This is a genomic window from Pseudomonas siliginis (assembly GCF_019145195.1).
Classification (GTDB): Bacteria; Pseudomonadota; Gammaproteobacteria; order Pseudomonadales; family Pseudomonadaceae; genus Aquipseudomonas; species Aquipseudomonas siliginis.
Genome location: NZ_JAHSTW010000005.1, coordinates 357,444 through 382,979, shown reverse-complemented (window position 1 = coordinate 382,979; position 25,536 = coordinate 357,444). Strand labels below are relative to the sequence as shown.

The following is a 25,536-nucleotide window of genomic DNA, read 5'->3' as shown; positions in this document are numbered from 1 at the left end:
AAAAAAAAGCCACCGGAGAGGGTGGCTAAAAGGGAAGACGGGTGTGCAGTAAAGTCCTGTCGGTACGGGGCTGCCAAGGCAGTACAGATCAGTTGAGCTGTCTACTTCGCGGCGGCTTGCCGGGGAAGTTTTGCAGCGAATGCGCGGATTATCCGCAGTCGTGGCCGGGCAATGAAATCAACTCTGACTATGCTGGTGATAGGCGATGCAGTGCGTCGCAATGAAGCGGGGGCAATCGGGTCGGGGCATTTGCCGCACAGGAATGGTGCGCAGCCTTCGGCGTGGATCTACAACCGATTGAAATCAAAGCGTTTATGCCGATGGCACGGGCCTTGCGAAGGCCTGTATGTCCGGAGTGACAAGGAGTACGGCATGATCCGCACCTATTTTGACGAGATGTACGATGCCGGCGGCCTGGTCCGCCCGCATTACCGGGAATTTGCCCGCTGGCTGGCCGAGACGCCCGACGAGCTGCTCGCGCAGCGCCGCCGCGAGGCCGATCTGCTGTTCCACCGTGCCGGGATCACCTTCACGCTCTATGGCGACGAGCAGGGCACCGAGCGCCTGATTCCGTTCGACACCATTCCCCGCAGCATTCCCGCCAGTGAATGGCGGATTGTCGAGCGCGGCTGCATCCAGCGGGTCAAAGCGTTGAACATGTTTCTCGCCGACCTCTACCACGAGCAGCGCATCATCAAGGCCGGGATCATTCCCGCCGAACAGGTGCTGGCCAACGAGCAATACCAGTTGGCGATGCAAGGCCTGGATCTGCACCGCGACATCTACTCGCACATCTCCGGCGTCGATCTGGTGCGCGACGGCGATGGCACTTATTACGTCCTCGAAGACAACCTGCGCACCCCCAGCGGCGTCAGCTACATGCTCGAAGACCGCAAGATGATGATGCGTCTGTTCCCCGAACTGTTCTCCGCCCAGCGCATCGCCCCGATCGATCACTATCCCAATCTGCTGCTCGACACCCTGAAAAGCTCAAGCCCGATCGACAACCCGAGCGTGGTGGTGTTGACGCCGGGACGCTTCAACAGCGCGTTCTTCGAACATGCCTTTCTGGCGCGGGAGATGGGCGTTGAACTGGTGGAAGGCGCGGATCTGTTCGTGCGCGACGACAAGGTGTTCATGCGCACCACCGATGGCCCGAAAGCGGTCGACGTGATCTATCGTCGCCTCGACGACGCATTCCTCGATCCGCTGGCGTTCAATCCGGACTCGATGCTCGGCGTGCCTGGGCTGCTGTCGTCCTATCGCTCCGGCAATGTGGTGCTGGCGAATGCCATCGGCACCGGAGTGGCGGACGATAAATCGGTGTACCCGTTTGTCACCGACATGATCCGTTTCTACCTCGACGAAGAGCCGATTCTGAAAAACGTGCCGACCTGGCAGTGCCGCAACCCGTCCGAGCTATCCCACGTGCTGGCCAATCTTCCGGAACTGGTGGTCAAGGAGACCCAAGGCTCCGGCGGTTACGGGATGCTCGTTGGGCCAGCCGCGACGACAGCGGAAATCGATGCCTTTCGTGAGCGCATCAAAGCCAAACCCCATGCCTACATCGCGCAGCCGACGCTGTCGCTGTCGACCTGTCCGACCTTTGTCGAAAACGGCATCGCGCCGCGCCATATCGACTTGCGCCCGTTCGTGCTGTCCGGCCGCGAAACCCGTGTGGTGCCTGGGGGTTTGACCCGTGTTGCGTTGCGTGAAGGCTCCCTGGTGGTGAATTCCTCCCAGGGCGGCGGGACCAAGGACACCTGGGTAGTCGAGGATTGAAGGAAGCTTGCCATGTTAAGTAGAACTGCCTCGGATCTGTACTGGATGTCGCGTTACCTAGAGCGTGCGGAGAATCTCGCGCGCATGCTCGACATCAGTTATTCGCTGTCGCTTATGCCGCAGGACGGGCGCGGCGACGGTTTGCACGAACTCGCCATGCCGTTGCTGATCACCGGCACCCTGGACGATTACCTTGAACGCCACGGTGACCTGCACGCTGAACGCTTGCTGCATTTCTTCGCACTGGATGCGGCCAACCCGGCCAGTATCTACAGCTGCCTTGGCGCAGCGCGAGCCAGTGCCCATGCCGTGCGCGGGCGTATCACTGCCGACATGTGGGAAAACATCAATGCGACTTGGCTGGAGATTCGCGGCATCGCCGAACAGGGCCTGAGCCGCTACGGCATGAGCCGTTTCTGCGAATGGATCAAGGAGCGTTCGCACCTGTTTCGCGGCGCCTCTTACGGCACGATCATGCGCAACGACGCGTTTCGCTTTATTCGTCTGGGCACGTTTATCGAGCGCGCGGACAACACACTGCGCCTGCTCGATGCCCGTTACGAGATGGCCGGCGATCAGGCCGAAGCAGTCAGCGATGGCACGGCGCACGCCTATTACCAGTGGAGTGCGCTGCTGCGCGCCTTGTCCTCATTCGAGGCCTACACCGAAATCTACCGCGACGCGCCCGGCGCCCGGCATGTCGCCGAACTGCTGCTGTTGCGCGCCGACGTGCCGCGTTCGCTGCGTGCCTGTACCGAAGAAATCGACCAGATCCTCGCGCAACTGCCAGGCGCCAACGGCCGACCGGCACAACGCCTGGCGGCGGAAATGGACGCGCGCCTGCGCTACACCGGCATCAACGAAATCCTCGAAGAAGGCCTGCACGCCTGGCTGACCGAATTCATCCCGCTGGTGCGCCAGTTGGGCAACGCCATTCACAGTTCCTACCTGGAGGCTGCATGAGACTTTCCATAAGCCACGAGACCACCTATCACTACGAAGATCAGGTGCGCGCGAGCATCCAGTACCTGCGCCTGACGCCCCATGACAGCGAGCGTCAGCATGTCCTCAGTTGGCAACTCGACTTGCCGCGTCCGGTGCGTGCGCAGCTCGATCCGTTCGGCAACATCCTGCATGTGCTGACCATGGACGAGCCCCACGAAGCGATCATCATTGGCGCCCGGGGGCAGGTCGATATCGATGAATTGCGCGAGGCCGAACATGAGAGCCAGTCGGCGCTGCCGTTCCTGCGCTTCACGCGCCTGACCGAAGCCGACGAAGCCTTGCGCGAGTTTGCCGCTAAGAACTGCAAGCAACGGCGAGATCGCACCGCGCTGATCGACTTGATGCACGGTCTGAATCAGCACATGACCTACACGCCGGGCTCCACCGAAGTCGACACCAGCGCCGCCGAAGCTTTCGCCGGTCGGGCCGGGGTCTGTCAGGATCATGCGCACGCGTTTCTCGCCTGCGCGCGCAGTCTCGGGGTGCCGTCGCGTTACGTGTCGGGTTATCTGTACAGCGAAGATTGCGAGCATCTGGCCAGTCATGCCTGGGCAGAAGCGTGGCTGGATGACGCGTGGTACAGCTTCGACGTGACCAACCAACTGGCGCGCCCGGAGCGACACTTGAAGCTGGCGGTGGGCCTGGATTATCTCGATGCCTGCCCGGTCCGCGGCATGCGCCGGGGCGGCGGCTGCGAGCAGATGCACGCCAAGGTATTCGTCTCGCCGACGCCGGTTATTTCCGTGCAGCAACAATAGCTCGACGCACGCAAAGCCCTGTGGGAGCGAGCCTGCTCGCGAAAGCGGTTCATCAGCCAGCCATCAGCGACGGACACTCCGCCTTCGCGAGCAGGCTCGCTCCCACCAGGGGACTGCATCAAGGCTTGGCTTTGCGCCCGGCCATGTGCTTGAGATAGCCCACCAGCATTTCAAGATCTGTATCCGGCAATACCTCAGCCGAAAACCCCGGCATCTTCGCCTGCGGCCACTGACGCAAACTCTGGGGATCGCGGATGTAGCGCTTCAAGAAATCCGCCCCAAAATACTCGGTCGGGCTATACGGAATATTCAGATCCGGACCGAACTGCGCGTCTCCGGCACCATTCAACCGGTGACAGGCCAGGCAGTTTTTCTGAAACAGGGCAAAACCCTTGTTCACCGGATCATCGGCCTTCAAGGCAGGATCGGGCAGCAGGGCAGGGAAGCGTTGGGCCACTGGCGCCATCAGCTTGATACTGGCGACTTCGAAAGGCCACTGTTCGGGGCTGATATTGCCGGCCTGCGGATCGGTCCAGACCAGATAGAACGGCCCGGCGCTGTGCTTGCCGGCTGACAGCGGTGGCCACGGCCGCGCCGGGTCCTCGATTGCCAGCCATGCTCGTGCGCCGTCCTTGTTCAGCAAGGGCGCGGCGGCCAACTCTGCGGCAAAGCCATCCAGCGCCACCGCCTGCAAGTGATCCTCCGGCTTGACCCCCGTCAGCAATGCGGCCAGCGGCACGGCCTGATAGGTCATGTCCTTCTTGTAGGAAACATCATTGTTGATCGTGAGAGTTTGCAGCTGAGGATGCTTGAGCAGCTCTTCGGTCTGCCAGGTGCGGCTGTTTGCGCCCAACTGTAAATCCAGTTGTGCGGCAGACAGGGGCAAGCTCAGCAGCAAGGCACCGAGCGCAATGAGCGTTTTCAAATGATCGCCGTCCATGTCGTGGGAGTGCGCAAAGGTTGGCACAACCACGCTGGCCCGGGTAGCGGGCCAGTCACATTTTCAGTGGCGATATTACAGCACGCGACGTCTGAATCAGCCGATGACTTTGGTCAGATTCGGTAAGATCAACAACAGCGTCGTGGCGAAAAGAATGAGTCCTGCTTGACGTACTTTCGGTTGTTTGAACATGGCTTGACCGCCTTTATTGTTATTTCCTGATGCATGCCTGACTGCATATCCCTGACGGCACGCGGTGCACTTCCTGTTAAAGGACGCCCGTCTCGGCAAAACCCGACGACGATGGCGTACATCTTCACCTTAGAGCCCACGTCAGCCTTCGCTTAGACCCATTTCACATGGTGATCTTGAAAAAAGCTTTTAAAACGGCATGAGGCGTATTGCCAGCTTCTTTGCCGCCCGCTGGCTAGACAACTCGACGACCTGAACCGGTTCACCTGAGGTCCGATGACCGTCCGTCTGAGCGTGTGCGTCAAGCGCTTTGAGCAATGTGGTCATTGCTTGCCAGTCGGCGCAGGGCGAAAGTGAAGTGACAATAAATCAGGTTCGAGGACGTCATGACTGAAGCTTTGATTTTCGATGCGTTACGCACTCCGCGTGGCAAAGGCAAGGCCGATGGCGCGCTGCACAGCGTGAAGCCGGTCAACCTGGTGGCGGGTCTGCTGAGCGCCTTGCAGGCGCGCACCGCGCTGGATACCAGTCAGGTCGATGATGTCGTCCTCGGCTGCGTCACGCCGATCGGCGATCAAGGTTCGGACATCGCCAAGACGGCGGTGCAAGTGGCCGACTGGGACGTCAGCGTCGCCGGTGTGCAGATCAACCGTTTCTGCGCTTCGGGTCTGGAAGCCGTGAATCTTGGCGCGATGAAAGTGCGCTCGGGTTTCGAGGATCTGGTGGTGGTTGGCGGCGTCGAGTCGATGTCGCGGGTGCCAATGGGCAGCGATGGCGGCGCCTGGGCACTGGACCCGCAGACCAACCTGCACAGCCATTTCACCCCGCAAGGCGTCGGCGCCGATCTGATCGCCACCCTCGAAGGCTTTAGCCGGCAGGATGTCGATGCCTACGCACTGCACTCCCAGCAAAAAGCCGCGCGAGCACGGTCCGACGGCTCGTTCAACAAGTCGCTGGTGCCGGTGCAGGATCAGAACGGCATCATCCTGCTTGACCACGATGAGTTCATCCGCGCCGAGTCTACCCTCGAGGGCCTGGGCAAGCTCAAGCCGAGTTTCGAAATGATCGGGCAAATGGGCTTTGACGCCACGGCGTTGCGGGTCTACAGCCATGTCGAGCGGATCAACCACGTGCACACGCCGGGCAACAGTTCCGGGATTGTCGACGGTGCGGCGCTGATGCTCATCGGCTCCGAAGCCAAGGGCCGCGCGCTGGGGCTGCAGCCACGCGCGCGTATCGTCGCCACGGCCGTCACCAGCACAGATCCGACCATCATGCTCACCGGCCCAGCGCCGGCGACCCGCAAAGCCTTGGCGAAGGCCGGACTGCGCGTGGAGGACATCGATCTGTTCGAGGTCAACGAAGCGTTTGCTTCGGTGGTGTTGAAATTCATCAAGGACATGGCCGTCGACCCGGGCAAGGTCAACGTCAACGGCGGCTCGATCGCCATGGGCCACCCGCTGGGCGCCACCGGTTGCGCGATCCTCGGCACCCTGCTTGATGAACTGGAAGCGCGCAACTTGCGCTACGGCCTGGCGACGCTGTGTGTCGGCGGCGGCATGGGCATTGCCACCATCATCGAACGCCTCTGAGCCCCGACTTCAAGGAACCCTGTTATGAGCGAAGCCATTCGTTACGAAAAAGGCCAGGACGGTATCGTCGTGCTGACCATGGACATGCCGGGCCAGAGCGCCAACACCATGAACGCCGTGTACCGCGAGGCCATGGCCGCTTGCGTTGCTCGTTTGTCAGCGGAGAAAGACAGTATCGCCGGAGTGATCATCACCTCCGCGAAGAAAACCTTTTTTGCCGGCGGCGACCTCAATGAATTGATCAAGGTCGGCAAGCCCGAAGCCAAAGCCTTCTACGACATGGTGCTGACCCTCAAGGCGCAATTGCGCAGCCTGGAAACCCTCGGCAAACCGGTGGTCGCGGCGATCAACGGTGCTGCGCTGGGCGGCGGCTGGGAGATCTGTCTGGCCTGTCACCACCGCATTGCTGTTAATGACGCCTCGGTGCAACTCGGTCTTCCGGAAGTGACCCTGGGCCTTTTGCCGGGCGGCGGCGGGGTGGTGCGCATGGTGCGCATGCTCGGCATCGAAAAAGCCCTGCCGTACTTGCTTGAAGGCAAGAAGGTGCGCCCGCAACAGGCGTTGCAGGCCGGGCTGATTGATGACCTGGCAGCGGATCGCGATGAGCTGTTGGCCAAGGCGCGCGCCTGGATTCTCGACAATCCGGCGCCAGTGCAGCGCTGGGACGTCAAGGGTTACCAGATTCCTGGCGGCACGCCATCGAACCCGAAAGTGGCGCAGATGCTGGCGATTGCGCCGTCGATCCTGCGCGCGAAAACCCACGGCACCCTGCCGGCGCCGGAGAAGATTCTATGCGCGGCGGTGGAGGGCGCTCAGGTCGATTTCGACACCGCGCACCTGATCGAAACCCGCTACTTCACCGAGCTGACGACCGGGCAAATCTCGAAAAATCTGATCGGTACGTTCTGGTTTCAACTGAACGAGATCAACGCCGGCGGTTCCAGGCCGCAAGGTTTTGCGCCCTATAAAACCCGCAAAGTCGGTGTGCTCGGCGCCGGAATGATGGGCGCAGGCATCGCGTTCGTCAGCGCCTCGGCCGGTATCGACGTCGTCCTCAAGGACATCAACCTTGCCGCTGCCGAAAAGGGCAAAGCGCATTGCGCGGCGCTGCTGGACAAGAAAGTTGCCCGTGGCCAAATGACTGCCGAACAGCGCGAAGCGGTGCTGGCGCGAATCGTTGCGAGCGAAAGCGATGCCGACCTGGCCGGTTGCGATCTGATCATCGAAGCGGTGTTCGAGGATCGCCAACTCAAAGCCAGGGTGTCCGCCGCCGCGCAACAGGTCGTGGGCGGCGAAGCGGTCATTGCTTCCAATACGTCGACGCTGCCGATCACCGGTCTGGCGACGGCGGTGCCCGATCAAAGCAAATTCATCGGCCTGCATTTCTTCAGTCCGGTAGAAAAAATGCCGCTGGTGGAAATCATCAAGGGCGCGCAGACCAGCGCCGAAACTCTCGCTCGCGGTTTCGATTTCGTTCTGCAAATCAAGAAAACCCCGATCGTGGTCAACGACAGTCGCGGCTTCTTTACCTCGCGGGTGTTCGGCACGTTCACCAACGAAGGCATTGCCATGCTTGGCGAGGGCGTCAGTGCGCCGATGATCGAGACCGAAGCGCGCAAGGCCGGGATGCCGGTCGGGCCTCTGGCAATCTCCGACGAAGTTTCCCTCAGCCTGATGAGCCATATCCGTCAACAGACGGCCAAGGACTTACAAGCAGAGGGGAAATCACTGATTGAGCACCCGGCCTTTGCCGTGATTGACTTGATGCTCAATGAATTCAAGCGAGCGGGCAAAGCTGCCGGAGGCGGTTTCTATGAGTATCCAGCGGGTGCCCAAAAGCATTTATGGCCGGAGCTGAAAACGCGCTTCGAGAAGGCCGACGGACAGATCTCTGCGAAGGATGTGCGTGATCGGCTGTTGTTTGTGCAGGCCATCGAAACCGTGCGTTGCGTGGAGGAGGGCGTGCTGACCTCGACAGCGGACGCCAACGTCGGCTCGATCTTCGGCATCGGTTTCGCCGCGTGGACCGGCGGTGCGCTGCAGTTCATCAACCAGTACGGCCTGAAGGATTTCATCGCCCGTGCGCAGTACCTGGCCGAGCAATACGGTGAGCGCTTTACCCCGCCAGCGCTGCTGCTGGACAAAGCGGCGAAAGGTGAAATGTTCTAGGGCCAGCGAGCATTTCGGGGCTTGCCTTGGCCACGTGTTTCAAGGCAGGCTCTGGGGTGTTCATTATTCCCATCACGTGTCAGGTATTTTTTATGTCGCTGCGCATCTGCATTCTCGAAACCGACATCCTGCGGCCCGAATTGATTGACCAATATCAGGGCTATGGGCACATGTTTCAGCGGCTGTTCTCGCAACAACCGATCGCCGCTGAGTTCACTGTCTATAACGTGGTGAAGGGTGAGTATCCAAGCGACGACGAGATTTTCGATGCGTACTTGGTCACCGGCAGCAAAGCCGATTCGTTCGGTACGGATCCGTGGATCGAGACCCTCAAGACCTATCTTCTGAATCGCTACGAACGCGGCGACAAATTGCTCGGCGTGTGCTTCGGTCATCAATTGCTGGCGCTACTGCTTGGTGGCAAGAGCGAGCGTGCATCCCAAGGCTGGGGTGTCGGCACTCACAGCTACCAGCTGGCAGCCAAGGCGCCGTGGATGAGCCCGGTGCGCGAAGAGCTGACACTGCTGATCAGTCACCAGGATCAGGTAACCGAGCTACCGGAAAACGCCACGGTCATCGCCTCCAGCGATTTTTGCCCGTTCGCGGCTTATCACATCAACGATCAAGTGCTGTGCTTCCAGGGTCACCCGGAATTCATTCACGATTATTCGCGCGCGCTGCTCGATCTGCGCCAGGAAGCGCTGGGCTCGCAGATCTACAGCAAGGGGGTCGCGAGCCTAGAGCAGGAGCATCATGGCGCTACGGTTGCGGAGTGGATGATGCGCTTCGTGGCGCACAAACCAGAAACGGCTCATCGCTAAAAGGGCCTGCTCCCACAATCCCTGTGAGAGCGAGCATGCTCGCGAATCTCCGGGGCAACGCGGTCCCGGCTACAGCCACCCGGACCGCTTGAAGCTCGCCCACAAACTCACACACCCCACCGCAATAAACCCCAGCACTGCAAAATAACCGTAGTGCCAGGTCAACTCGGGCATGTTCTGGAAATTCATCCCGTAGATCCCCGCCACGGCTGTCGGGAACGCCAGAATCGCCGCCCACGCTGCAAACTTGCGTTGCACCACGCTCTGCCGTGATGCCTCGAGCAACACCCCGATCTCGATGGTCTGGCTGGCAATGTCCGCCAGCGTGCTCAGATCTTCCATTTGCCGCGTCACGTGAATCTGCACATCGCGAAAGTACGGACGCATGTTCTTGTCGATGAACGGGAAACTGAGCTTTTGCAGCTCCTCGCCGATCTCCACCATCGGTGCCGCGTACCGACGCAAGCGCACCACATCGCGGCGCAGACCGTGCAGCTTCTGGATGTCGCGCTCGTTGAGGGCGCTGCACAGCACGTTGCGCTCCAGCTCATCGATCTCGGCGTGGATCGCTTCGCCCACCGGCTGATAGTTCTCGATGACGAAATCGAGCAGCGCATACAGGACGAAATCCTCCCCGTGCTCGAGCAACAGCGGACGCGCTTCACAGCGTTGACGCACATGGGCGTACGACGCGGAGTGGCCGTTGCGTGCGGTAATGATGTAACCCCTGCCGGCGAAGATATGCGTTTCGATGAATTGCAAAACGCCGTTTTCGCGAACCGGTGAGTAGGTGACGATAAACAGAGCATCACCAAAGGTTTCCAGTTTTGGTCGGCTGTGTTTTTCCAGCGCGTCTTCGATGGCCAGCTCATGCAGGTTGAACTGTCGTTGCAGGTTGGATAATTCCTGTGCGTCCGGTTCTTCCAGACCGATCCACACGAAGTGCCCGGGTTTGGCAGCCCACGCAGCACCTTCGTCCAGCGAAATATTGGTGACTTTCTTACCCTCGCTGTACACCGCAGCAGCAACAACTCGACCCATGGTGGTGATTCACTTCTTCTTGGCAGATGGCAGGGAAACTAGGCTTCAGCTTAGCCGTGTCGCTGCTTGAGAGTCAGTGAAACTTCTACAGTTCACCCGGCAAAAGAAAACCCGCGCAGGGCGGGTCTTGTTTCAAGCGGCTTGCAGTTGCCGATCCATCGATTCGATGCACTCGCGCATCTGCTCGCGGCATCGCTCGATCAGCATGGGCATGTCGTCCATGGTCAATCCGACTGTAGGAATCGCCGGCAAGGAACGTATGAGAACGTTGCCACTGCGCCAGCGATTCAGGCGCATGTGCTTTATATAGCTGCTCACGCACACCGGAACGATCGGCACGCCGGCGGCAATCGCCATCTGGAACGCGCCTTTCTTGAACGGCAACAAATCTTCACCGAGGTTGCGGGTGCCTTCCGGAAACACCCAGATCGAGGTGTCTTCGTTCTGCAAGGTGTGGGTCGTCGTCAGCATCGACTGCCGCGCCTTGTGCGCATTGCCACGGTCGATCAACACATTGCCGGCCAGCCAGAACAACTGGCCGAACAACGGCACCCACTTCAGGCTCTTCTTGCCGATACAAACGGTGCGACGAGGGACGACATTGCCGAACACGAACAGATCGTAGTTGGACTGATGGTTGGCGATGATCACGCAACTGTCGGGCTTGTTCATCAAGCCGTTGACCTCGGACTTGACCCGCAAACGCAAGATACACATCGCCGGCAAAGCGTAGAGGCGGGCGCATAGTCGGCTGTTGTCCGGGTTGAACGGGCGGCACAGTCCAAGGATCACGCCGAGCACGCCGGCCAGAATAAAGTGCAGGCCCATCAACAACATACGAAACACAAACAGCATTTTTGCAGGCCCACCGGGACAAAAGGTGGCGCAGTGTACGGATGTGCACTGTTTTCGGCAATTGCCGCTATAGAGTCCGGAGATGGCCGATGTTTAAGCGCATGTTTCAGTATTGCCTGTCAGGCGCGTCCTAGAGCTTTCCGCGAATCTTCGACGTATGACGTAAGAAAAAGCCCGACACGAGGGTCGGGCTATTCACTTACCGGCAGATCCTGGACGAGTCAGCCCAGATGTTGCTGATCCTGCAGGATGGCGTCGTCAAGAGTTTCCAGCAGTTGCTTGCGCACTTTCAGCTTGGTGTTCTTGTGCGCGAGCATGTTGATCTTCTTCAACTGCCGCGCGGCAGCCAGCGCGGCGCCCTGCAATTCTTCGGCAGTGACGACTTTGTCGAGGAAGCCTGCATCAACGGCACTTTGCGGATCGAACATCTCGCCATTGATCACCGAGCGATGGAAAGCCGAACGCCGCAAGCGGTCGCGTGCCAGCTCAATACCGGCGTGGTGCATGGTCATGCCGATCTGCACTTCGTTGAGACCGATGCTGAACGGGCCGTCGACACCGATGCGGTAATCGGCAGACAACAGCAGGAAAGCACCCTTGGCCACGGCGTGCCCCGGGCAAGCGACGATCACCGGGAAGGGGTGAGAGAGCAGGCGGCGGGCCAGGGTCGAACCGGCTGTCACCAGCGCAACGGCCTCTTTCGGACCGGCCGTCATCACCTTCAGGTCATAACCACCGGAGAGAATCCCCGGCTGCCCGGTAATGATCACCACGGCGCGATCCGCCACCGCCTGATCCAGCGCCGCATTAAACGCCGCAATCACATCCGGAGAAATCGCGTTGACCTTGCCATTGTTCAGGGTCAGGGTCGCGATACCGTCTTCGAGGTGGTAGGCAATCAACTCGCTCATGACGCTATTCCTTATTAGAAAGATGGGCAGACGTTACCCACCGCCGCAGGCCAGGTAAAGCGCCGTGACTGACCTGCCAGTCACTGTTTTGCGCTTCGGCCAGCGCTGCGCGCGTGTTGCCTTCTATAAAGGAAGCGCACGGCTTACCCGAGATTGGCGGGTTTGCCATCGTCCGCTCTGGCTGAACGCAACGGCCTCTCTTAAGCGCATGAAAATTCTGAAAAAAAGTTTGCCATCGGAAAAGCTTTCGACTACATTAGCGCGCCTCGACAGACAGAACATGTCTGCAGAGATACGGTGAAGTGTCCGAGTGGCTTAAGGAGCACGCCTGGAAAGTGTGTATACAGGAAACTGTATCGAGAGTTCGAATCTCTCCTTCACCGCCACATTCAGTAAACGCAAACCCCTGATTTTCCTAGAGAAAATCGGGGGTTTGTGGTTTTTGGTGTCTGGAAAATGGTCATATGGGACCGTTGGTGCTCGGCATCCATGAAATGTGTTTTGGTGATCATTCTCTCTCCAAAGCTATACAAAACCCTGTCACCCGTCGAAATCTCCTACACGCCTCATTGACCCTCCGAACCGTCCCGAGTTTACTGTATGCGTATACAGTAAATTCACTATCAGGTTCGTATCATGAGCGTCACCATCCTCGGCCCTTTGTCAGGCGCGGGCGAACAGCTTGCGCTGTATTCGTTTCGGATTCCCGCCGGTTTTCCTTCGCCTGCGGCTGATCACATTGAAAAGCACATCTCTCTGGACGAGGTTTTTGATATTCGTGCACCGCACGTTTATCTGGCGAAGATCGAAGGCGAGAGCATGCAGGACGCCGGGATATTTTGCGGTGATCTGGTGATTGTTGATCGCAGCTTGAATGCCGAGCACGGCGATATTGTCATCGCCGGTCTCAACTCCGAACCCATCTGCAAGCGCCTGCACATGCGCGACAACACCGTCATCCTTCTTTCGGCCAACAGTAAATACCCGCCTCGCTACGTGATGGAAGGGGATGAGCTGGTGATCTGGGGTGTGGTGACTTACAGCGTGCGCGACCATGGCAAATCGTGAGCAGATTTTCGCGCTGATCGATTGCAACAGCTTCTATGCCAGCTGTGAGCGAGTTTTCCGGCCCGATCTGGCGAAGACGCCGATTGTCGTGCTGAGCAATAACGATGGCTGCGTGATCGCGCGCAGCTACGATGCCAAACCTTTTGTGAAAATGGGCGCGCCGTACTTTCAGATTCGTGATGATCTGCGCCGCCACGGCATTCAGGTGTTCAGCAGTAATTACGCGTTGTACGGCGACATGAGCGAACGGGTGATGACGATCATCGAATCCATGGTGCCGGCGGTCGAGGTTTATAGCATTGATGAGGCGTTCGCCGATCTCAGCGGCATTCCTGGGGACCTGACAGGTTTTGGCCGAACCATCCGCTCCGCCGTTTATAAACGCACCGGCATCCCGGTCGGCGTCGGCATCGCCCCGACGAAAACGCTGGCCAAGCTCGCCAACCACACTGCGAAGCGCCTACAGGCGCACACCGGCGGCGTGGTCGACATCTGCGATCCGTCCAAACGCGACTGGGTGCTGCGCAATACCGATGTCGGTGAAGTGTGGGGCGTCGGGCGGCGGATGAAAGCTCATCTGGAAAGCATGCAGATCAGCAGCGCGATGGACCTGGCGAGGGCCGATCCATGGACACTGCGGCGCAAGTTCAGCGTGGTGATCGAGAAGACCGCGCGCGAACTGGGTGGCACATCCTGTCTGGAACTGTCGGAAACAGAACCGCCGAAGCAGGAAATCTGCAGCAGCCGCATGTTTGGCAACCGTTTGACTACCATCGAGCCGATCAAGGAAGCCGTTGCTACTTATGTGCATCGAGCGGCGGAAAAGCTGCGCGCGCAGAATTCGCTGTGCAAAAAGATCCGCGTGAGTATCCGCACCGGCATGTTCAATCCGGAAGAGGCGAAGTACGCCAATGGCGCGCTGATCGAGTTGCCTTATCCGACCAATGATGTGCGATTGCTGAGCAAGGTTGCGAGCGAAGCGATCGATCGATTGTTCCGGCCGGGATTCAAGTACAGCAAGGCTGAAGTGTTATTGATGGATCTTCGGCAGCCCGGAGAGTTTACCGAAGACTTGTTTGCTCAGTCGCAACCGCAGACAGCGGAGAAGGTGATGGGGGTGCTGGACCAGATTAATCGACGCTGGGGGCATGGAACGTTGCGAGCGGGGAGTGTGCCGGCGGATCCGGCCTGGGGCATGCGGCGGGAGATGATGAGTTCGAGTTTTACGACGAAGCTGGATCAATTGTGGGTCGTTAAATGTAATTGAATCCACAGGTGCCAGGTCTGGTGCCGCGCTACAATCGCCGCCTTCACTTTTGCAGTAAAAGGACGACTTTCATGATCATTTCCACCACTCATTCCGTCGAGGGGCGGCAGATCACGGCCTATCTGGACATTGTCAGCGCCGAGTCTGTGCAAGGGGTCAACGTGATCCGCGATATGTTCGCCGGCATGCGCGACTTCTTTGGCGGGCGCTCGCAGACGTTGGAGCGGGCTCTTAAAGAAGCACGCATTCAGGCAACCGACGAACTGAAAGATCGAGCGCGGGCATTGCAGGCTGACGCGGTGGTCGGCGTGGACTTCGAGATCAGCATGCCGGCAGGCAAGGGTGGCATGGTCGTGGTGTTTGTCACCGGAACGGCGGTGAAGCTGCGTTGATCATTGCGTTGAAGGCAAAGCCCACTCGCACGAGGAATGGGCTTTTTTCGCGTCTATCAGCCTCGAGGCTTGAGCAACACAGCGCCTCTTGAGTCATAGGTCAGCGGTGTATCGATGGCAACGAGGGGCGGTGTCCCGTCAGGCTGCGCCGATGGTGCGGGCTCGCTGGGATGGTAGACGACGCCCGGCTGCAGAAGCGGTTTGTCCGGGTATTTGATGGTGATTTCACCCGAGGCGATCTTTTCCTTGAGTTTTTCCGCACCGGCCTTGCCGGCAGCGATCTGCTCGTCCGTGAGTTTTACGACTGGCATGTTCGGGAATCCATTGATCTGCATGATCTCTCCTTGAGATTCATTGGTAGGAATAAGGGCAGCGGCCGTTCGATGGAAATCTTTAGCGAATGATCGCTCGCGACACTTTTTTCCATTCGTCGGTGATCAGCCTTTCTGAACAGCAAGTCCAGTAGTGACCGGCTAGTCTCAAAAGCGCTGAGGGACGATATTTTTCAGGCAAAACTGTTTTGCCGGTGTCGGCCCGGTTGCGTAGGGGAGAGTCTATGTCAGGTCCATTTATCGAAGATGATGGCGCTGAGTTTTCATTCAACAACTGTGTGCGCTGCGGTCAGTCGGAGTATCAGTCGGGGTTTGGCGAGGATCCGGTCAGCATCGGCAAAATCAAATCCACGGCCCCCAAAGGGCCGAAAGCGAAATTCCTGCCGAAGGTCACGGCAAGGACCAGAAAGTGATTTCATCCCGTACCCCGTCACTGAACGGGGTTTTTTATGTGCGCAAGAATGAGGGGGCGGGCGTTGACATTAATGTCGGTTTTTTTTCACAAACTTTTCACGTTGGCCAACGTAGTGTGAAGCCATCCGTTAGAAAGCAAGTCTCCAGCCCGTCTCCCCAGCGGGCTTTTTTTTGCCCGGCATAAAACCTTTTCCCTGATTGCGGTCCAAACGACGCTGCCGCCCGCGTCTGGACTTTCCTGCGCCGAGCGCATTAAATCCCGCTCCTTCTCGTCATCCCGTTTATTTGAGGTTTTCGTCATGCGTTTAACACTGCCTGCTCTGGTTCTTGGCCTTCTGGTTGCTCAAGGTGCGATGGCTGCCGGTGATGGCACCGCGGCGCTGGGCGGTGGCTTGGGTGGCGCGCTGGGTAACGTGGTCGGTCAGAAAATGGGCGGCAGCACCGGTGCCGCCATTGGCGCTGGCGTCGCGGGCGCAGCGGGCAGCGCAGTCGCCGCACGCAAGGGCAGCCGCACCAAAGCGGCGATCGGCGGCGGTGTCGGTGCAGCCGGTGGCTCGGTGATCGGCAACAGCCTGGGCGGCCGCAACGGCGCCACCATCGGTGCAGGTCTGGGCGGCGCGGCCGGCGGTGCCGTCGGCAGCAACCTGGGCAAAGGTCACAAGCGCCACTGAGGCTGACGGCCTGTCAGAAAAAGCCCGACTCGATGTCGGGCTTTTTCATGGCTGAACGTTTCGTGCGAAATCATCTCCAATCTGCATACGCCCCGCTTGGGCGGACTGTCCCGATTCGGGAACTGCGAGGTTCATATGCGATTGTCATTATCTGCACTGTTTTTTGGCTTGGTCGTGGCGCAGGGCGCGATGGCGGCCGGAGACGGCACCGCTGCCGTAGGCGGTGGTCTCGGCGGTGCGCTGGGTAATGTGGTTGGCGGACAACTTGGCGGCAGCACGGGCGCAGCGGTCGGCGCAGGTGTTGGCGGCGCGGCCGGCAGTGCCGTCGGCGCGAACAAACGTAACCGCACCGAAGCCGCGATTGGCGGCGGCCTTGGCGCGGCAGGCGGCTCGGTCGTCGGCAACAGCCTCGGCGGCTCCACCGGCTCCGCCATTGGCGCGGGCCTGGGCGGCGCAGCAGGCGGCGCGGTAGGTAACAATCTTGGCGACGACGACGGCGGATCTCATTCCGGCGGTCACAAGCACAAGAACAAACACAAAAATAAACATCGCTGATTGATCAACGAAAACCCGGCCTGGCGCCGGGTTTTTCGTGTCTGGCCGTCAGGCGGAGGAACGATTGGCGATAGGGCTTTTCGAACGTCATATATCCCACACGAGCAAGAGGTGCGCCATGACTCCTGAAACCGAAGGCAAAGAAGAGAAGGGCCCGAGTGGATTGCCATTTATCAATGATCCGGGGAATGAAGATCCCGGGTCGCTGATGGATGATGCGACGGTGCCGTTGAATGATGCGGATGAGGCGGATATGGAGTATGAGGAGGATGGGGATGAGCAGTGAGGTGGGGTTGAGGTTTTGAATGATGGTTTAAGGGCCTGGCTCAGCAGGCCCTACAGAAAATCTGTTCCTCAGAATGATACGTCGATTCTTTGTGCTCTGATTTTTACAAACTGACCATTGAGGTGCGGAAAATCGAAGTGGATATCTTGATCCGCAAATTCGACGAATGACTTGAGCGTATCGCCTTCTAAGCGCCCCTGGATCTCGCATGAGAAACCATTGTCAATCATCTTGACACGTGTTTCGCTGCCATCACATTTTGAGATGTCTATTTCGTCCGGCAGCACCATTTCGAACTCGGCTGAGTAGGTCTCACCTACTTCGATTACTGACGGGCAGTGGCCTGCGAAGCATCTCACAGTCACACCGTTGATGCTGAGTAGGACCATTTCTTCGATGATTGGGTCGATCTCTACAATATGCGCGGGATATTTCTTAGTCATCTGCGAGCCATGCTCTCGTTTTCTTTCAGAGGATTGAGGTGATCAGTGAAGTTTTTTATGAGTTGGACTTTGCCATTATGGCCTGAGTCAGCAGGCGCTTAAGTCTCGTTTTCAGAGGTTTTCCGGCGGGTCGATTAATTCATAGAGGTCATCGGAGGGCGATATTTTTTTGATTCTGCCTGAGCCTATATAAGACTTGAACTCGCTCTCAAGAAAATTTATGTCAGTGTATTTTTTGTACTCTTCAGGTCTGTCGGTGGCGTACATTTAAAGGCGCCACTCATCAAAACCATCGATCCTGTTATTCGAACCGTAATCGAAATCCACTGATTCAGTGGGAAAATGAATAGCACAGCCTATGCCGTGTAGTTCATATTCAACGCCATCGATGACTTCTCCGCAACTTTCTATTTTGCCGCTCCCCAAAGTCTTAGGATGTTTCGAGTGCCAAATTTTTCTTGTAATAGCGTTGTTCCTTCTTCAACTTTGCTGAGGAAGCCTTTGATCAAGTCTTCGAGATGCATCATATTGTTACTCATGTTTTTCTATTGTCATCCAGTCGATCGATATCGAGTCTTTTTAGGCTGACATGTTTCATTCACTCTTGTCTCAAAAATGGTTTCCCAAATATTTCTAATGATTTTTACGTTGTGAATTTTGGTGTTTGTCTCACAAGCAGGTGCGGAAGTCAGGGGGATTTTATGTGTTTCGGTCTATTCGTTTTTTTCAGTTGGTCCATATATACAAGTTGCTAATTAAGGAAATTTTCTTGATTTTTTTTAGATCTATGTATTCGGCGAATTCTTTTTCGATTATTTTTTTGTCGCAGTATTTTCTATATTTAGATGGTCTTTCACAAGCAAAGAAGTATAAGCGGCGAATGTCAAACCCATTGATTTCACCATTAGGCCCATAGTCAAAATCTACAGTTCCTGTCGATAGATTAATGCGGCAGCCAATGCCGTGCAGTTCATATTTAACGCCTCGAGTGACTCTCCCGCGACGCTTTATTGCCCTAGTATGCCAAAGCCTTCGAATGTCCCGAGTGCCAAATTTTTTTTCAAATATAAGCGTGCTTGTCTCTACCATAGAAGTAAAGTCATGTATCAGGGTATCCAAAGTTTGATCTTGGTCACTCATTTTTTTCTCCGGTTTTGCGAAATATCTAGTCCAATGATTTGGCTGGCTGGATTGCATTTTTATTGTTTAAAAATTGCTGAGTGCTCTTTGGGGTGGTAGTGATTTTCAGCCTTGGTGATATTGCTTTTGGTCTTGCAGGCGATGCGCGAGGAGTGTTTGATGCGTGATGTTTAGAAAAGTGACTCTGTTAAGTAGATGCTAGGTTCTCTTAATCTCAATGATGATGTAATGAATTTTATCTCGGAAGTCTCTGATGCAACGCAAACTAAGTGCCTGCTCTCAATAGTTTGAATGGATAATTGAAATTTTTCCCGTGTGGGGAGATTGGATGTCGTCAAGCTTGTAACTTCACTGCACGTCATCCCTATGCGGCAAGCATTGTATTCTATGGATTCCCACGTCTTCGGAGGCGTGTCTGGAATTTCTCTGATGTCAAATGCCAGAGTCAGTGTTGAAAGATTATTGTCTATGTTTAGAGTGAAGAGTTTAATCTCTCCGATAGGTATATTTCGGCTGAAGACCATATTGAAGAATTTGCTGCCATTTATCTCATTCCAGTATTTCATGTGTTTCTTTTACTCTGTCGATCTATTTCTAGAAAGCGTCTTCATGTAGTGTTGGTTAATGCTCGGCCTGCGTTTTTCTAAATATTCACATGGGCGCCATTTGTCCATTCTGTCGTCACGAGATATGTCGTTCTTCCCCTAAGTCCCTATCCACTGTAAGAAAAATTCCCTCTGTAATTCTGGCGAGTTTGTTAGGTTTTCATTTTCGTAGTCAAATATCGACACTACGTCTTTTAGTGATGGTTCTGCTCCATTTGTCAATTCATAAGCTTTTAATCCAAGAGACATTTGTGATGATAAGCTCGAGGGGTGAACATTTAGCTTTGAGCCTTTGCAAAAAAAAGTTACTAGAGGGTTGTCCTTTCGGATCAAACCGAAACAATGATAAAAATTTTTGCCGGCGTATGTTTTTGGCGATAAACCGTCCAGGTTTAGAGTTATGCTTATTTTCTCGCTGTCGCAAATCAGAACTACATCTTTGATTGCATATTCTTTTTCTACGATAATTGTGAATTCCGAAATCATTTGTCAATTTTCCTATATGGATTCGGGATGGAGTAACCAAAGTCACGCCCATCATCAATAATTATCGTGGCGCCTAGAATATCTTCGTTTTTGATGATTTTTGGGACGGCGTATTCCTGTTCTCGGGAAAATTTGTATCGGTTTCCTAATTCTTGCTTCAAATCATAGCCATTGACTCTCTTCAAAGTATAAAGAAACCCGGTTTTTGTAAAAAAGCTGGTAGCAAACTCTTTTCCCACGTCTCGAGAGGGGGAGGTGCTGATAAAGCCGCTTGGAGGAAAATCGCTATCAATGGAGTGGAGGAATAAGTCCTCGCTGTCTCCCTTGCTTTTGAATCCGTTCACAAAAACATCGGACGGGTCTCTTGAATCTCCTCGGTACAGATATTCCTGCTTTTTCTTAGGCGCTGGTGCATCAGGCTCCCCCTCATCAACCTTAACCCTATCACTCGCCCCCGGAACCTCACACCCAGGCTTCTTCGGCGGTGGGCAATTGGACGTCAACCCCAACGGATCCACCCACCCCGTCGGATTCGGCACGTACTGGTACTGATTCAACCCACCCGCCAGCTTCACCGGGTCCGGCGTTAAATACCGCCCAAGCCTCGGGTCGTAATACCGATGTCGGTTGTAATGCAGGCCACTTTCAACATCGAAGTACTGCCCCTGAAAACGCAGCGGTTGGTCGAGGTAGTCTTCGCCAGCGAGGGTGACTGCGGCGACTTTGCCGTAGGCGTCGTATTGCGCGGACCAGACGATTTCGCCGCTGTAGTCGGTGAGTTCCTGCGGGGTGCCGAGGTGGTCGAGTTGGTAGTAGAACGGGCAGGCTTTTTTCGGGCCTTTGCCGTCGAGCATCGCCAACGGGCGGAAGGTGCCGGGTTCGTAGAGGAAGCTGCGGTATTGCGTGGCGCTGCTTTCGGCGACGAGGTGTTCGCCTTGCCAGAAGAATTCGGTGACGGCGCCGTCGATTGTTTTGCGGATGCGGCGACCGAAGGCGTCGTATTGATAAGTGGCGGTCTGGCCGTCGGGGCGGGTCAGGCCGATCAGGCGGTGCTGGCAGTCGTAGCGGTATTCGGTGACCAGGGTCTGGCCGTGGCCTCGGCGTTCGCGGATCAGGTTGCCGAAGGCGTCGTAGTCGTAATGGCGGTCGCCTTGCATCAGCAGGCGGTTGCCCTTGATCTGCGCAGGACCGGGGCGGTCCTGCATCAGCAGGTTGCCCGCCAGGTCGTGGGCGAAGGATTCGGGCAGTTCGTCGCGCGAGTGACGGACGCGGATCAACCGGTCGAGGGCGTCGTAGCCGTAGGTGCGCTGGCCGTGGCGGCTGTCAGCAATGTGCTCAAGATTGCCGTTGGCGCTGTAGGCATAATCGCGGCGGTACAGCGAGGCGTGGCGATGGCCTACAGCGTGGGCGAGCAAGCGGCCCTGATCGTCGTAGGAGTATTCGCTGAGCAGCAAGCCTTGCTGGCGTTGCTGTTCGCGACCGGACTGGTAGACGTGGCGCGTGAGCGGCGTGCCGTTAAGGTCGATGGCGCTCAGCGCACCGCCCTTGGCGTAGTGATAATCGAGCTTGCTGTTGTCCGGCAGGCGCAGGCGTTTGAGCTGACCGCAGGCGTCATAGGCGTAGCGCAAGGTGCCCCAGCCCTGATGCTCGGTGATCAGCCGGTCCTGACGGTCGTACTCGAAGGCCAGCGGATGGTTTTGCCCGTCATCAACGGCAACCAAGCGCCCGAGGCGGTCGTAGTCGTAGCGAGCTTTGAGCCCATCTGGCAGAGTTTTGACCAGCAAACGCCCGGCCTTGTCGCGCTCATAGTGGGTGACCAGACTGGGGCCGAAATCACCAAACTCGGTCTTCTCCAGCAAATGACCATTAAGGTCGTAGGCATAAGCCGTGCGCCGCCCATCAAACCCGGTTTCCTGTCGGATCAATCCGGTCGGCGTGTAATCCAGTCGGTATTTTTCGCCCGATTCGTTTTCAATCTCGGTCAGCAACAGCCGCGCATGGTCATAGCGATACTGCACGCGGGTGCCGTCAGGATTGATCCGCCGCGAGACCAGGTGCAGGTCGTCGTCATATTCGTAGCGGGTGATGCGCCCCAGTTCGTCGCGCTCAGCGGTGATTTGGCCGTAAGCGCCGTAGCTGTAGGCGCGCGTGCTGCCCGTAGGAGAAGTCGTCAGGATCAGTCGGCCGGCCGCGTCCCACTGCTGACGGCTGACGACACCAAATTCGTCCTGGGTGGTAATCCGCCGTCCCAGCGCATCGTAGGAAAAGCGCCGCACGCCGCCATCGGGCAGGGTTTCTTCGATGAGCTGGCCCAGCTCGTTCCACACCCAGCGGTGGCGGCTGCTGTCCGGATAACGCAGCGACAACAACTGCCCGCGCAGGTTGTAGTAGTAATGGGTGACCTGGCCGTCGGGATCGACCGCTTCGGTGACGGCGCCTTCAGCGTTGCGCCGATAGATCCACACCGCATCACCACGGCAACGCTTGTAGAGAAAACCGTTGCGGTACTCGTAGGACGTTGGTGCATCGTCCGGCGGAATCAGCGCGATCAGCCGTCCGAGTTCGTCGTAGCGGTATTCAGTAACCGCGCCCAACGCATCCTGCTCGGCGATCAAGCGCCCCTGCTGGTCATAGGCCTTGAGCTGCTCGCCGCCATCGGCCGCGACCTGGCGCACCAGCCGTGCGCGCTCGTCGTGGACGTAGACTTCTTCGGTGCCGTCGACGTAATGCACGGTCACGCTGGCGTCGTCATCGTTCCAGACGTAACGGGTGTTCATCTGCGAGAACGACGCCCAGTGGCGCACGCAGCGGGCGGCTTTGCCCTCGCGCTGCCACTCCCAGAAGAAGCTCGCGCCGCCAGTCAGCTGGCGCTGGAGGATGACGTGGTGGTCGTCGTAGTCGTAGCGCTCGCTGTCGCCGACCGCATTGGTCGCGACCAGCAGGCGTTGCCGGGCGTCGAAGCTGTAGGTGGCGAGGTTCTGCTCGGTGGTCCACTCGCCCTGAACGAACACCTGATACTCGACCGCCACCAGTTGCGCGCGGTCATAACGCAACAGCAATGAGCGGCCGGCGCCGTTGTCCAGACGCTGAATGCGGTCGGAGCGATCCCGTTGCAGGGTCAGACGATTGCCGTAGACATCGCTGATCGCCGTCAGCCGGCCGGCGCGAAAGTGATAGAACCGCGCGCTGTCGCCGGCCAGAGCCAGAATCAACTCTTCCGGCTCATCACCGAGAAAGATCGCCGCCCGCGACAGGCTGTTGTGAATCGCTGGACGCGCGACGTTGGGCAGGGGAAACCGAGTGCGGCGGTTCTCGTGGTCGATCCAGATCACGCCATCGCCGTCGAAGGACAGGCGATGGGCCAGCGTATGGCTCCAGCCGAAACCCAGGCCGATGTCGATCTCGACCGCGCTGCTGCGGTACAAGCGGGTGAACTCGAAGGGCAACACGCCATCGAGCACGGCGTCGGTCAGGGTCAGCAGTTCTTCGCCGGTGACCATCGACACCGGGCAGCCGTTTTTGCAGGTATTGGGCACGCAATCGGCGGCGTCGCCGTTGGGGTTCTTTGCTTGGTCGGGCGCGTCGTCGTGGGGCTCGTGGCGCTCAAGGCGGGCCATGCCCTGGGATTTTTCCCGCGCGAGCGGCGCCGGATTCGGCACGCTCAATACCACCGCGTCGGCCTGGCGAATGTTCAGCGGAATCGATGGCGTCGGCTTCAGCTCCACCTCGCGCGCATGAAACATCAGCGGCTTCAGCGTGCTCGCGTGCTGTTTGAGTTCCGGTGTTGAAGTCAGCTCAGCCAGACGCAAGGCTGAGGCGGCCAGCCACTCTCGCGCCCGTGGCGACTTGACTTTCGCCAGGACCTTGCTGCTCAAACGCAGCGATACGCCGGCACCGCCCGCCACGCGCATCAACAGGAAGCTGATCAGCAACTCGGTGCGAACTTCGGCCACCACCTCGGCGAGGTATTGCGGCGGCAGCATCTTCAGCCAACTGGTGAACGCGGCCAGATGAATGAACAACAACGGCTCGTCGCTGAGCATCAACAAGGCGTTGGCGATCGCTTCGTTTGAAGCGGCAAGCAGCGCCTCGAGTTCGACTTCGCTCAGATATTCGAGGAGCTTTGCGCTGTGCTCCTGCAGGTCGGCGAGGAGGGCAAACAGCTGTTGAATGTCATCCCAGACGCCATTCAGGGCTTTTTCCAGACCGCGCCAATCGGCCCGCTGCAACTGCCCGTAACGATCGAGAAAACCGGCGCTGGAAAACTCCGTCCATTGCGGCTGAAAGCCTGTCCACTCGGCGCGCAGCCAACCTTCAAGACCGGCGATGACTCCTTCATAAGAGGCATACAGGGCGCGGACATGGGCGGAGGAAACGTAGGGAAAGAAGGTGACGCGATAGCGCTGGTCGCGCATGCAATCGGTCACCTCGAGGATCCCGCTCGGGCCAATGGTGTAGCGCTTTGGTTCGCCGAAGGTCAGCACGCCGTCGACGTCGCTGAGCAGCGGTTCGAGGGTCACCGGGGTGTCGCCGATCGGCACGAATCGCGCTGCTTCAAACAGATGCACCAGGGTCAGCGGCCCGTTGGCCGGACACATGACTACCGATGAGCTGACAGGTGCGCGCGAGGTGATCGGCGCGCTCAGCTGTAAGTCATTGCCAACCTTGAACACCTGCTCGATGTCCAGCGCGGTCCCGGTCCAGAACTGCTCGGCCCAGGCGTCGTAGTTGTTCAGGCACAGGCGGAACTCGTCGATCAGCGCTTCAAAATCTGGCTGCTTCGGATTCAGGGCGGCCACCACCAGCAGTCCGATGCTGTTGTTCAGGGCCAGGAGCTGATCGGGTTGAAACATTCGCAGTCGCTCGCGCATATGAAGAAACGGGAGCGCGGACTTTGCGGGGGATCAAAAAGGAAAGAAGTCGGGGAAGTAGGCAGTGTCTGTAGGAGTTTTCGCTAAATGCGCAAAGGCGTCGATGGCATTGCCCGTTGCTCAATGTCCATCGGCCTCGCTATGCTGCTGAACCCATTAATCAGATCCGCGTTGCGGCACGTTGCCTGTCGCCCGGGATGTCTTTGTTAACGGATCCGATGATGAATGCACCGCTGAAGACGTTCGGCCCGATCAAGGCCGTGATTTTCGATATGGACGGTTTGCTGCTCGACACCGAGGGCATTTACACCGAGGTCACCTCGCTGATTGCCGGGCGCTACGGGAAAACCTTCGACTGGAGCGTCAAGCAGAACATCATTGGTCGCGGTGCCAATGATCTGGCCAACTACGTGGTGCAGGCGCTGGAACTACCGATCACTCCGGAAGAATTTCTGCAGATCCGCGAGCCGCTGATGCGCGAGCGTTTCCCCAAGGCGCAAGCGATGCCGGGGGCCGAAGCGCTGGTGCGTCACCTCAAGGCGCACAACATCCCGATTGCGGTGGGCACCAGTTCATCGCGCCAGTCGTTCGGGCAGAAAACCACTTTGCATCGCGACTGGTTTGCGCTGTTCGATTTCATCGTCACGGCGGACGATCCGGAAGTCGGCGCGGCCAAACCGGCGCCGGATATTTTCCTCACCGCTGCCAGGCGTCTGGGCGTCGCACCCGGGGATTGTCTGGTGTTCGAGGATTCGCCGTTCGGCGTCACCGCCGCGAAAGCGGCAGGCATGACCGCAATCGCCATCCCCGACGCGGCGATGGCCGATGAGAAATATGCCCACGCTGACGGCATTATTCGTTCGCTGAAAGCATTTATGCCCAGCGCCTTTGGCCTGCCGACGCTGGAACTGGCTTGACCGTTCACACGAAAACGCCGCCC

General features: G+C 57.8%; 25 protein-coding genes and 1 tRNA gene. 15 read left to right on the top strand and 11 right to left on the bottom strand.

The features are described from left to right. Positions 1-372 precede the first annotated feature (372 nt). From KVG87_RS13140 to KVG87_RS13130, 3 genes are read left to right on the top strand one after another with little or no spacing between them, the layout of a single operon-like run. Positions 373-1,782, top strand: coding sequence for a circularly permuted type 2 ATP-grasp protein (locus KVG87_RS13140; protein WP_016773787.1), 1,410 nt, complete (start codon positions 373-375; stop codon positions 1,780-1,782). A gap of 12 nt (positions 1,783-1,794) precedes the next feature. Then, the gene (locus KVG87_RS13135; protein WP_016773788.1) at positions 1,795-2,745 is read left to right on the top strand and encodes an alpha-E domain-containing protein; all 951 of its coding nucleotides are present in this window, start codon (positions 1,795-1,797) and stop codon (positions 2,743-2,745) included. Further along, complete coding sequence (locus KVG87_RS13130) at positions 2,742-3,545, top strand: transglutaminase family protein (RefSeq protein ID WP_073472583.1); 804 nt, start codon at positions 2,742-2,744, stop codon at positions 3,543-3,545. Before KVG87_RS13135 ends, KVG87_RS13130 begins: the two co-directional genes overlap by 4 nt. 118 nt (positions 3,546-3,663) lie before the next feature. Here the strand turns inward: KVG87_RS13130 and KVG87_RS13125 are convergent, their stop codons facing one another. Next, entirely contained in the window at positions 3,664-4,485 is an 822-nt protein-coding gene (locus KVG87_RS13125) for a c-type cytochrome (RefSeq protein WP_217851067.1), read from the bottom strand. 578 nt (positions 4,486-5,063) lie between these two features. On the opposite strand from KVG87_RS13125, the gene KVG87_RS13120 reads away from it, so the two are divergent. The 3 genes from KVG87_RS13120 (at position 5,064) to KVG87_RS13110 (ending at position 9,259) form a co-directional block, all read left to right on the top strand. Continuing rightward, positions 5,064-6,269: an acetyl-CoA C-acetyltransferase gene (locus KVG87_RS13120; protein ID WP_122880964.1), complete on the top strand. Its 1,206-nt coding sequence runs from the start codon at positions 5,064-5,066 to the stop codon at positions 6,267-6,269. Positions 6,270-6,293: 24 nt separating this feature from the next. Next, positions 6,294-8,438 (top strand): 3-hydroxyacyl-CoA dehydrogenase NAD-binding domain-containing protein, encoded by a 2,145-nt coding sequence (locus KVG87_RS13115; protein WP_217851047.1) that lies wholly within the window; start codon positions 6,294-6,296, stop codon positions 8,436-8,438. A gap of 92 nt (positions 8,439-8,530) precedes the next feature. Next, the gene (locus KVG87_RS13110; protein WP_217851045.1) at positions 8,531-9,259 is read left to right on the top strand and encodes an amidotransferase; all 729 of its coding nucleotides are present in this window, start codon (positions 8,531-8,533) and stop codon (positions 9,257-9,259) included. A gap of 69 nt (positions 9,260-9,328) precedes the next feature. Here KVG87_RS13110 and KVG87_RS13105 read toward each other — a convergent pair whose 3' ends face one another. The 3 genes from KVG87_RS13105 to KVG87_RS13095 form a co-directional block, all read right to left on the bottom strand. Beyond that, complete coding sequence (locus tag KVG87_RS13105) at positions 9,329-10,300, bottom strand: magnesium and cobalt transport protein CorA (protein ID WP_217851043.1); 972 nt, start codon at positions 10,298-10,300, stop codon at positions 9,329-9,331. Between the two features lie 132 nt (positions 10,301-10,432). After that, positions 10,433-11,155: a 1-acylglycerol-3-phosphate O-acyltransferase gene (locus tag KVG87_RS13100; protein ID WP_076566842.1), complete on the bottom strand. Its 723-nt coding sequence runs from the start codon at positions 11,153-11,155 to the stop codon at positions 10,433-10,435. 221 nt (positions 11,156-11,376) lie between these two features. Beyond that, a complete protein-coding gene (locus KVG87_RS13095) occupies positions 11,377-12,066 on the bottom strand; it encodes a crotonase/enoyl-CoA hydratase family protein (RefSeq protein WP_076566844.1) in 690 nt (229 codons plus the stop codon). Between the two features lie 296 nt (positions 12,067-12,362). Here KVG87_RS13095 and KVG87_RS13090 point away from each other — a divergent pair. From KVG87_RS13090 to KVG87_RS13075, 4 genes are all read left to right on the top strand, one after another. Beyond that, positions 12,363-12,452: transfer RNA gene (locus tag KVG87_RS13090), tRNA-Ser, on the top strand. 250 nt (positions 12,453-12,702) lie between these two features. Further along, positions 12,703-13,134, top strand: coding sequence for a LexA family protein (locus KVG87_RS13085; protein WP_217851041.1), 432 nt, complete (start codon positions 12,703-12,705; stop codon positions 13,132-13,134). Then, a complete protein-coding gene (locus tag KVG87_RS13080; protein WP_217851039.1) occupies positions 13,121-14,401 on the top strand; it encodes a Y-family DNA polymerase in 1,281 nt (426 codons plus the stop codon). The genes KVG87_RS13085 and KVG87_RS13080 overlap by 14 nt, the downstream gene beginning before the upstream one ends. Before the next feature lie 71 nt (positions 14,402-14,472). Then, the gene (locus KVG87_RS13075) at positions 14,473-14,793 is read left to right on the top strand and encodes a YbjQ family protein (RefSeq protein WP_016773801.1); all 321 of its coding nucleotides are present in this window, start codon (positions 14,473-14,475) and stop codon (positions 14,791-14,793) included. A 56-nt stretch (positions 14,794-14,849) separates the two neighbouring features. On the opposite strand, the gene KVG87_RS13070 is transcribed toward KVG87_RS13075, so the two are convergent. After that, on the bottom strand, positions 14,850-15,128 hold the full coding sequence (locus KVG87_RS13070; protein WP_217851037.1) for a hypothetical protein: 279 nt from the start codon (positions 15,126-15,128) through the stop codon (positions 14,850-14,852). Positions 15,129-15,349: 221 nt separating this feature from the next. Here KVG87_RS13070 and KVG87_RS13065 point away from each other — a divergent pair, with 221 nt between their 5' ends. The 4 genes from KVG87_RS13065 (at position 15,350) to KVG87_RS13050 (ending at position 17,051) form a co-directional block, all read left to right on the top strand. Further along, positions 15,350-15,538, top strand: a complete 189-nt coding sequence (locus KVG87_RS13065) for a hypothetical protein (protein WP_024012286.1) — start codon at positions 15,350-15,352, stop codon at positions 15,536-15,538. 300 nt (positions 15,539-15,838) lie between these two features. Then, a complete protein-coding gene (locus KVG87_RS13060) occupies positions 15,839-16,210 on the top strand; it encodes a hypothetical protein (RefSeq protein ID WP_016773803.1) in 372 nt (123 codons plus the stop codon). 135 nt (positions 16,211-16,345) lie between these two features. Next, positions 16,346-16,765 (top strand): glycine zipper domain-containing protein, encoded by a 420-nt coding sequence (locus tag KVG87_RS13055; protein ID WP_024012287.1) that lies wholly within the window; start codon positions 16,346-16,348, stop codon positions 16,763-16,765. Between the two features lie 118 nt (positions 16,766-16,883). Further along, entirely contained in the window at positions 16,884-17,051 is a 168-nt protein-coding gene (locus tag KVG87_RS13050) for a hypothetical protein (RefSeq protein ID WP_016773805.1), read from the top strand. A 68-nt stretch (positions 17,052-17,119) separates the two neighbouring features. Here the strand turns inward: KVG87_RS13050 and KVG87_RS13045 are convergent, their stop codons facing one another. The 6 genes from KVG87_RS13045 to KVG87_RS13025 form a co-directional block, all read right to left on the bottom strand. Then, positions 17,120-17,494: a UCP019853 family protein gene (locus KVG87_RS13045; RefSeq protein ID WP_217851035.1), complete on the bottom strand. Its 375-nt coding sequence runs from the start codon at positions 17,492-17,494 to the stop codon at positions 17,120-17,122. Between the two features lie 267 nt (positions 17,495-17,761). Further along, on the bottom strand, positions 17,762-17,920 hold the full coding sequence (locus KVG87_RS26220; RefSeq protein WP_409037392.1) for a DUF6896 domain-containing protein: 159 nt from the start codon (positions 17,918-17,920) through the stop codon (positions 17,762-17,764). Positions 17,921-18,220: 300 nt separating this feature from the next. Further along, on the bottom strand, positions 18,221-18,634 hold the full coding sequence (locus KVG87_RS13040; RefSeq protein ID WP_217851032.1) for a DUF6896 domain-containing protein: 414 nt from the start codon (positions 18,632-18,634) through the stop codon (positions 18,221-18,223). Positions 18,635-18,804: 170 nt separating this feature from the next. Further along, on the bottom strand, positions 18,805-19,158 hold the full coding sequence (locus KVG87_RS26125; protein WP_225930875.1) for an Imm50 family immunity protein: 354 nt from the start codon (positions 19,156-19,158) through the stop codon (positions 18,805-18,807). 180 nt (positions 19,159-19,338) lie between these two features. Then, positions 19,339-19,725, bottom strand: a complete 387-nt coding sequence (locus KVG87_RS13030; RefSeq protein ID WP_217851028.1) for a hypothetical protein — start codon at positions 19,723-19,725, stop codon at positions 19,339-19,341. Further along, on the bottom strand, positions 19,722-24,578 hold the full coding sequence (locus KVG87_RS13025) for an RHS repeat-associated core domain-containing protein (RefSeq protein WP_217851026.1): 4,857 nt from the start codon (positions 24,576-24,578) through the stop codon (positions 19,722-19,724). Before KVG87_RS13025 ends, KVG87_RS13030 begins: the two co-directional genes overlap by 4 nt. A gap of 239 nt (positions 24,579-24,817) precedes the next feature. Between KVG87_RS13025 and KVG87_RS13020 the strand changes: the two genes are divergently transcribed. Then, entirely contained in the window at positions 24,818-25,513 is a 696-nt protein-coding gene (locus KVG87_RS13020; protein ID WP_217851024.1) for an HAD-IA family hydrolase, read from the top strand. Positions 25,514-25,536 lie beyond the last annotated feature (23 nt).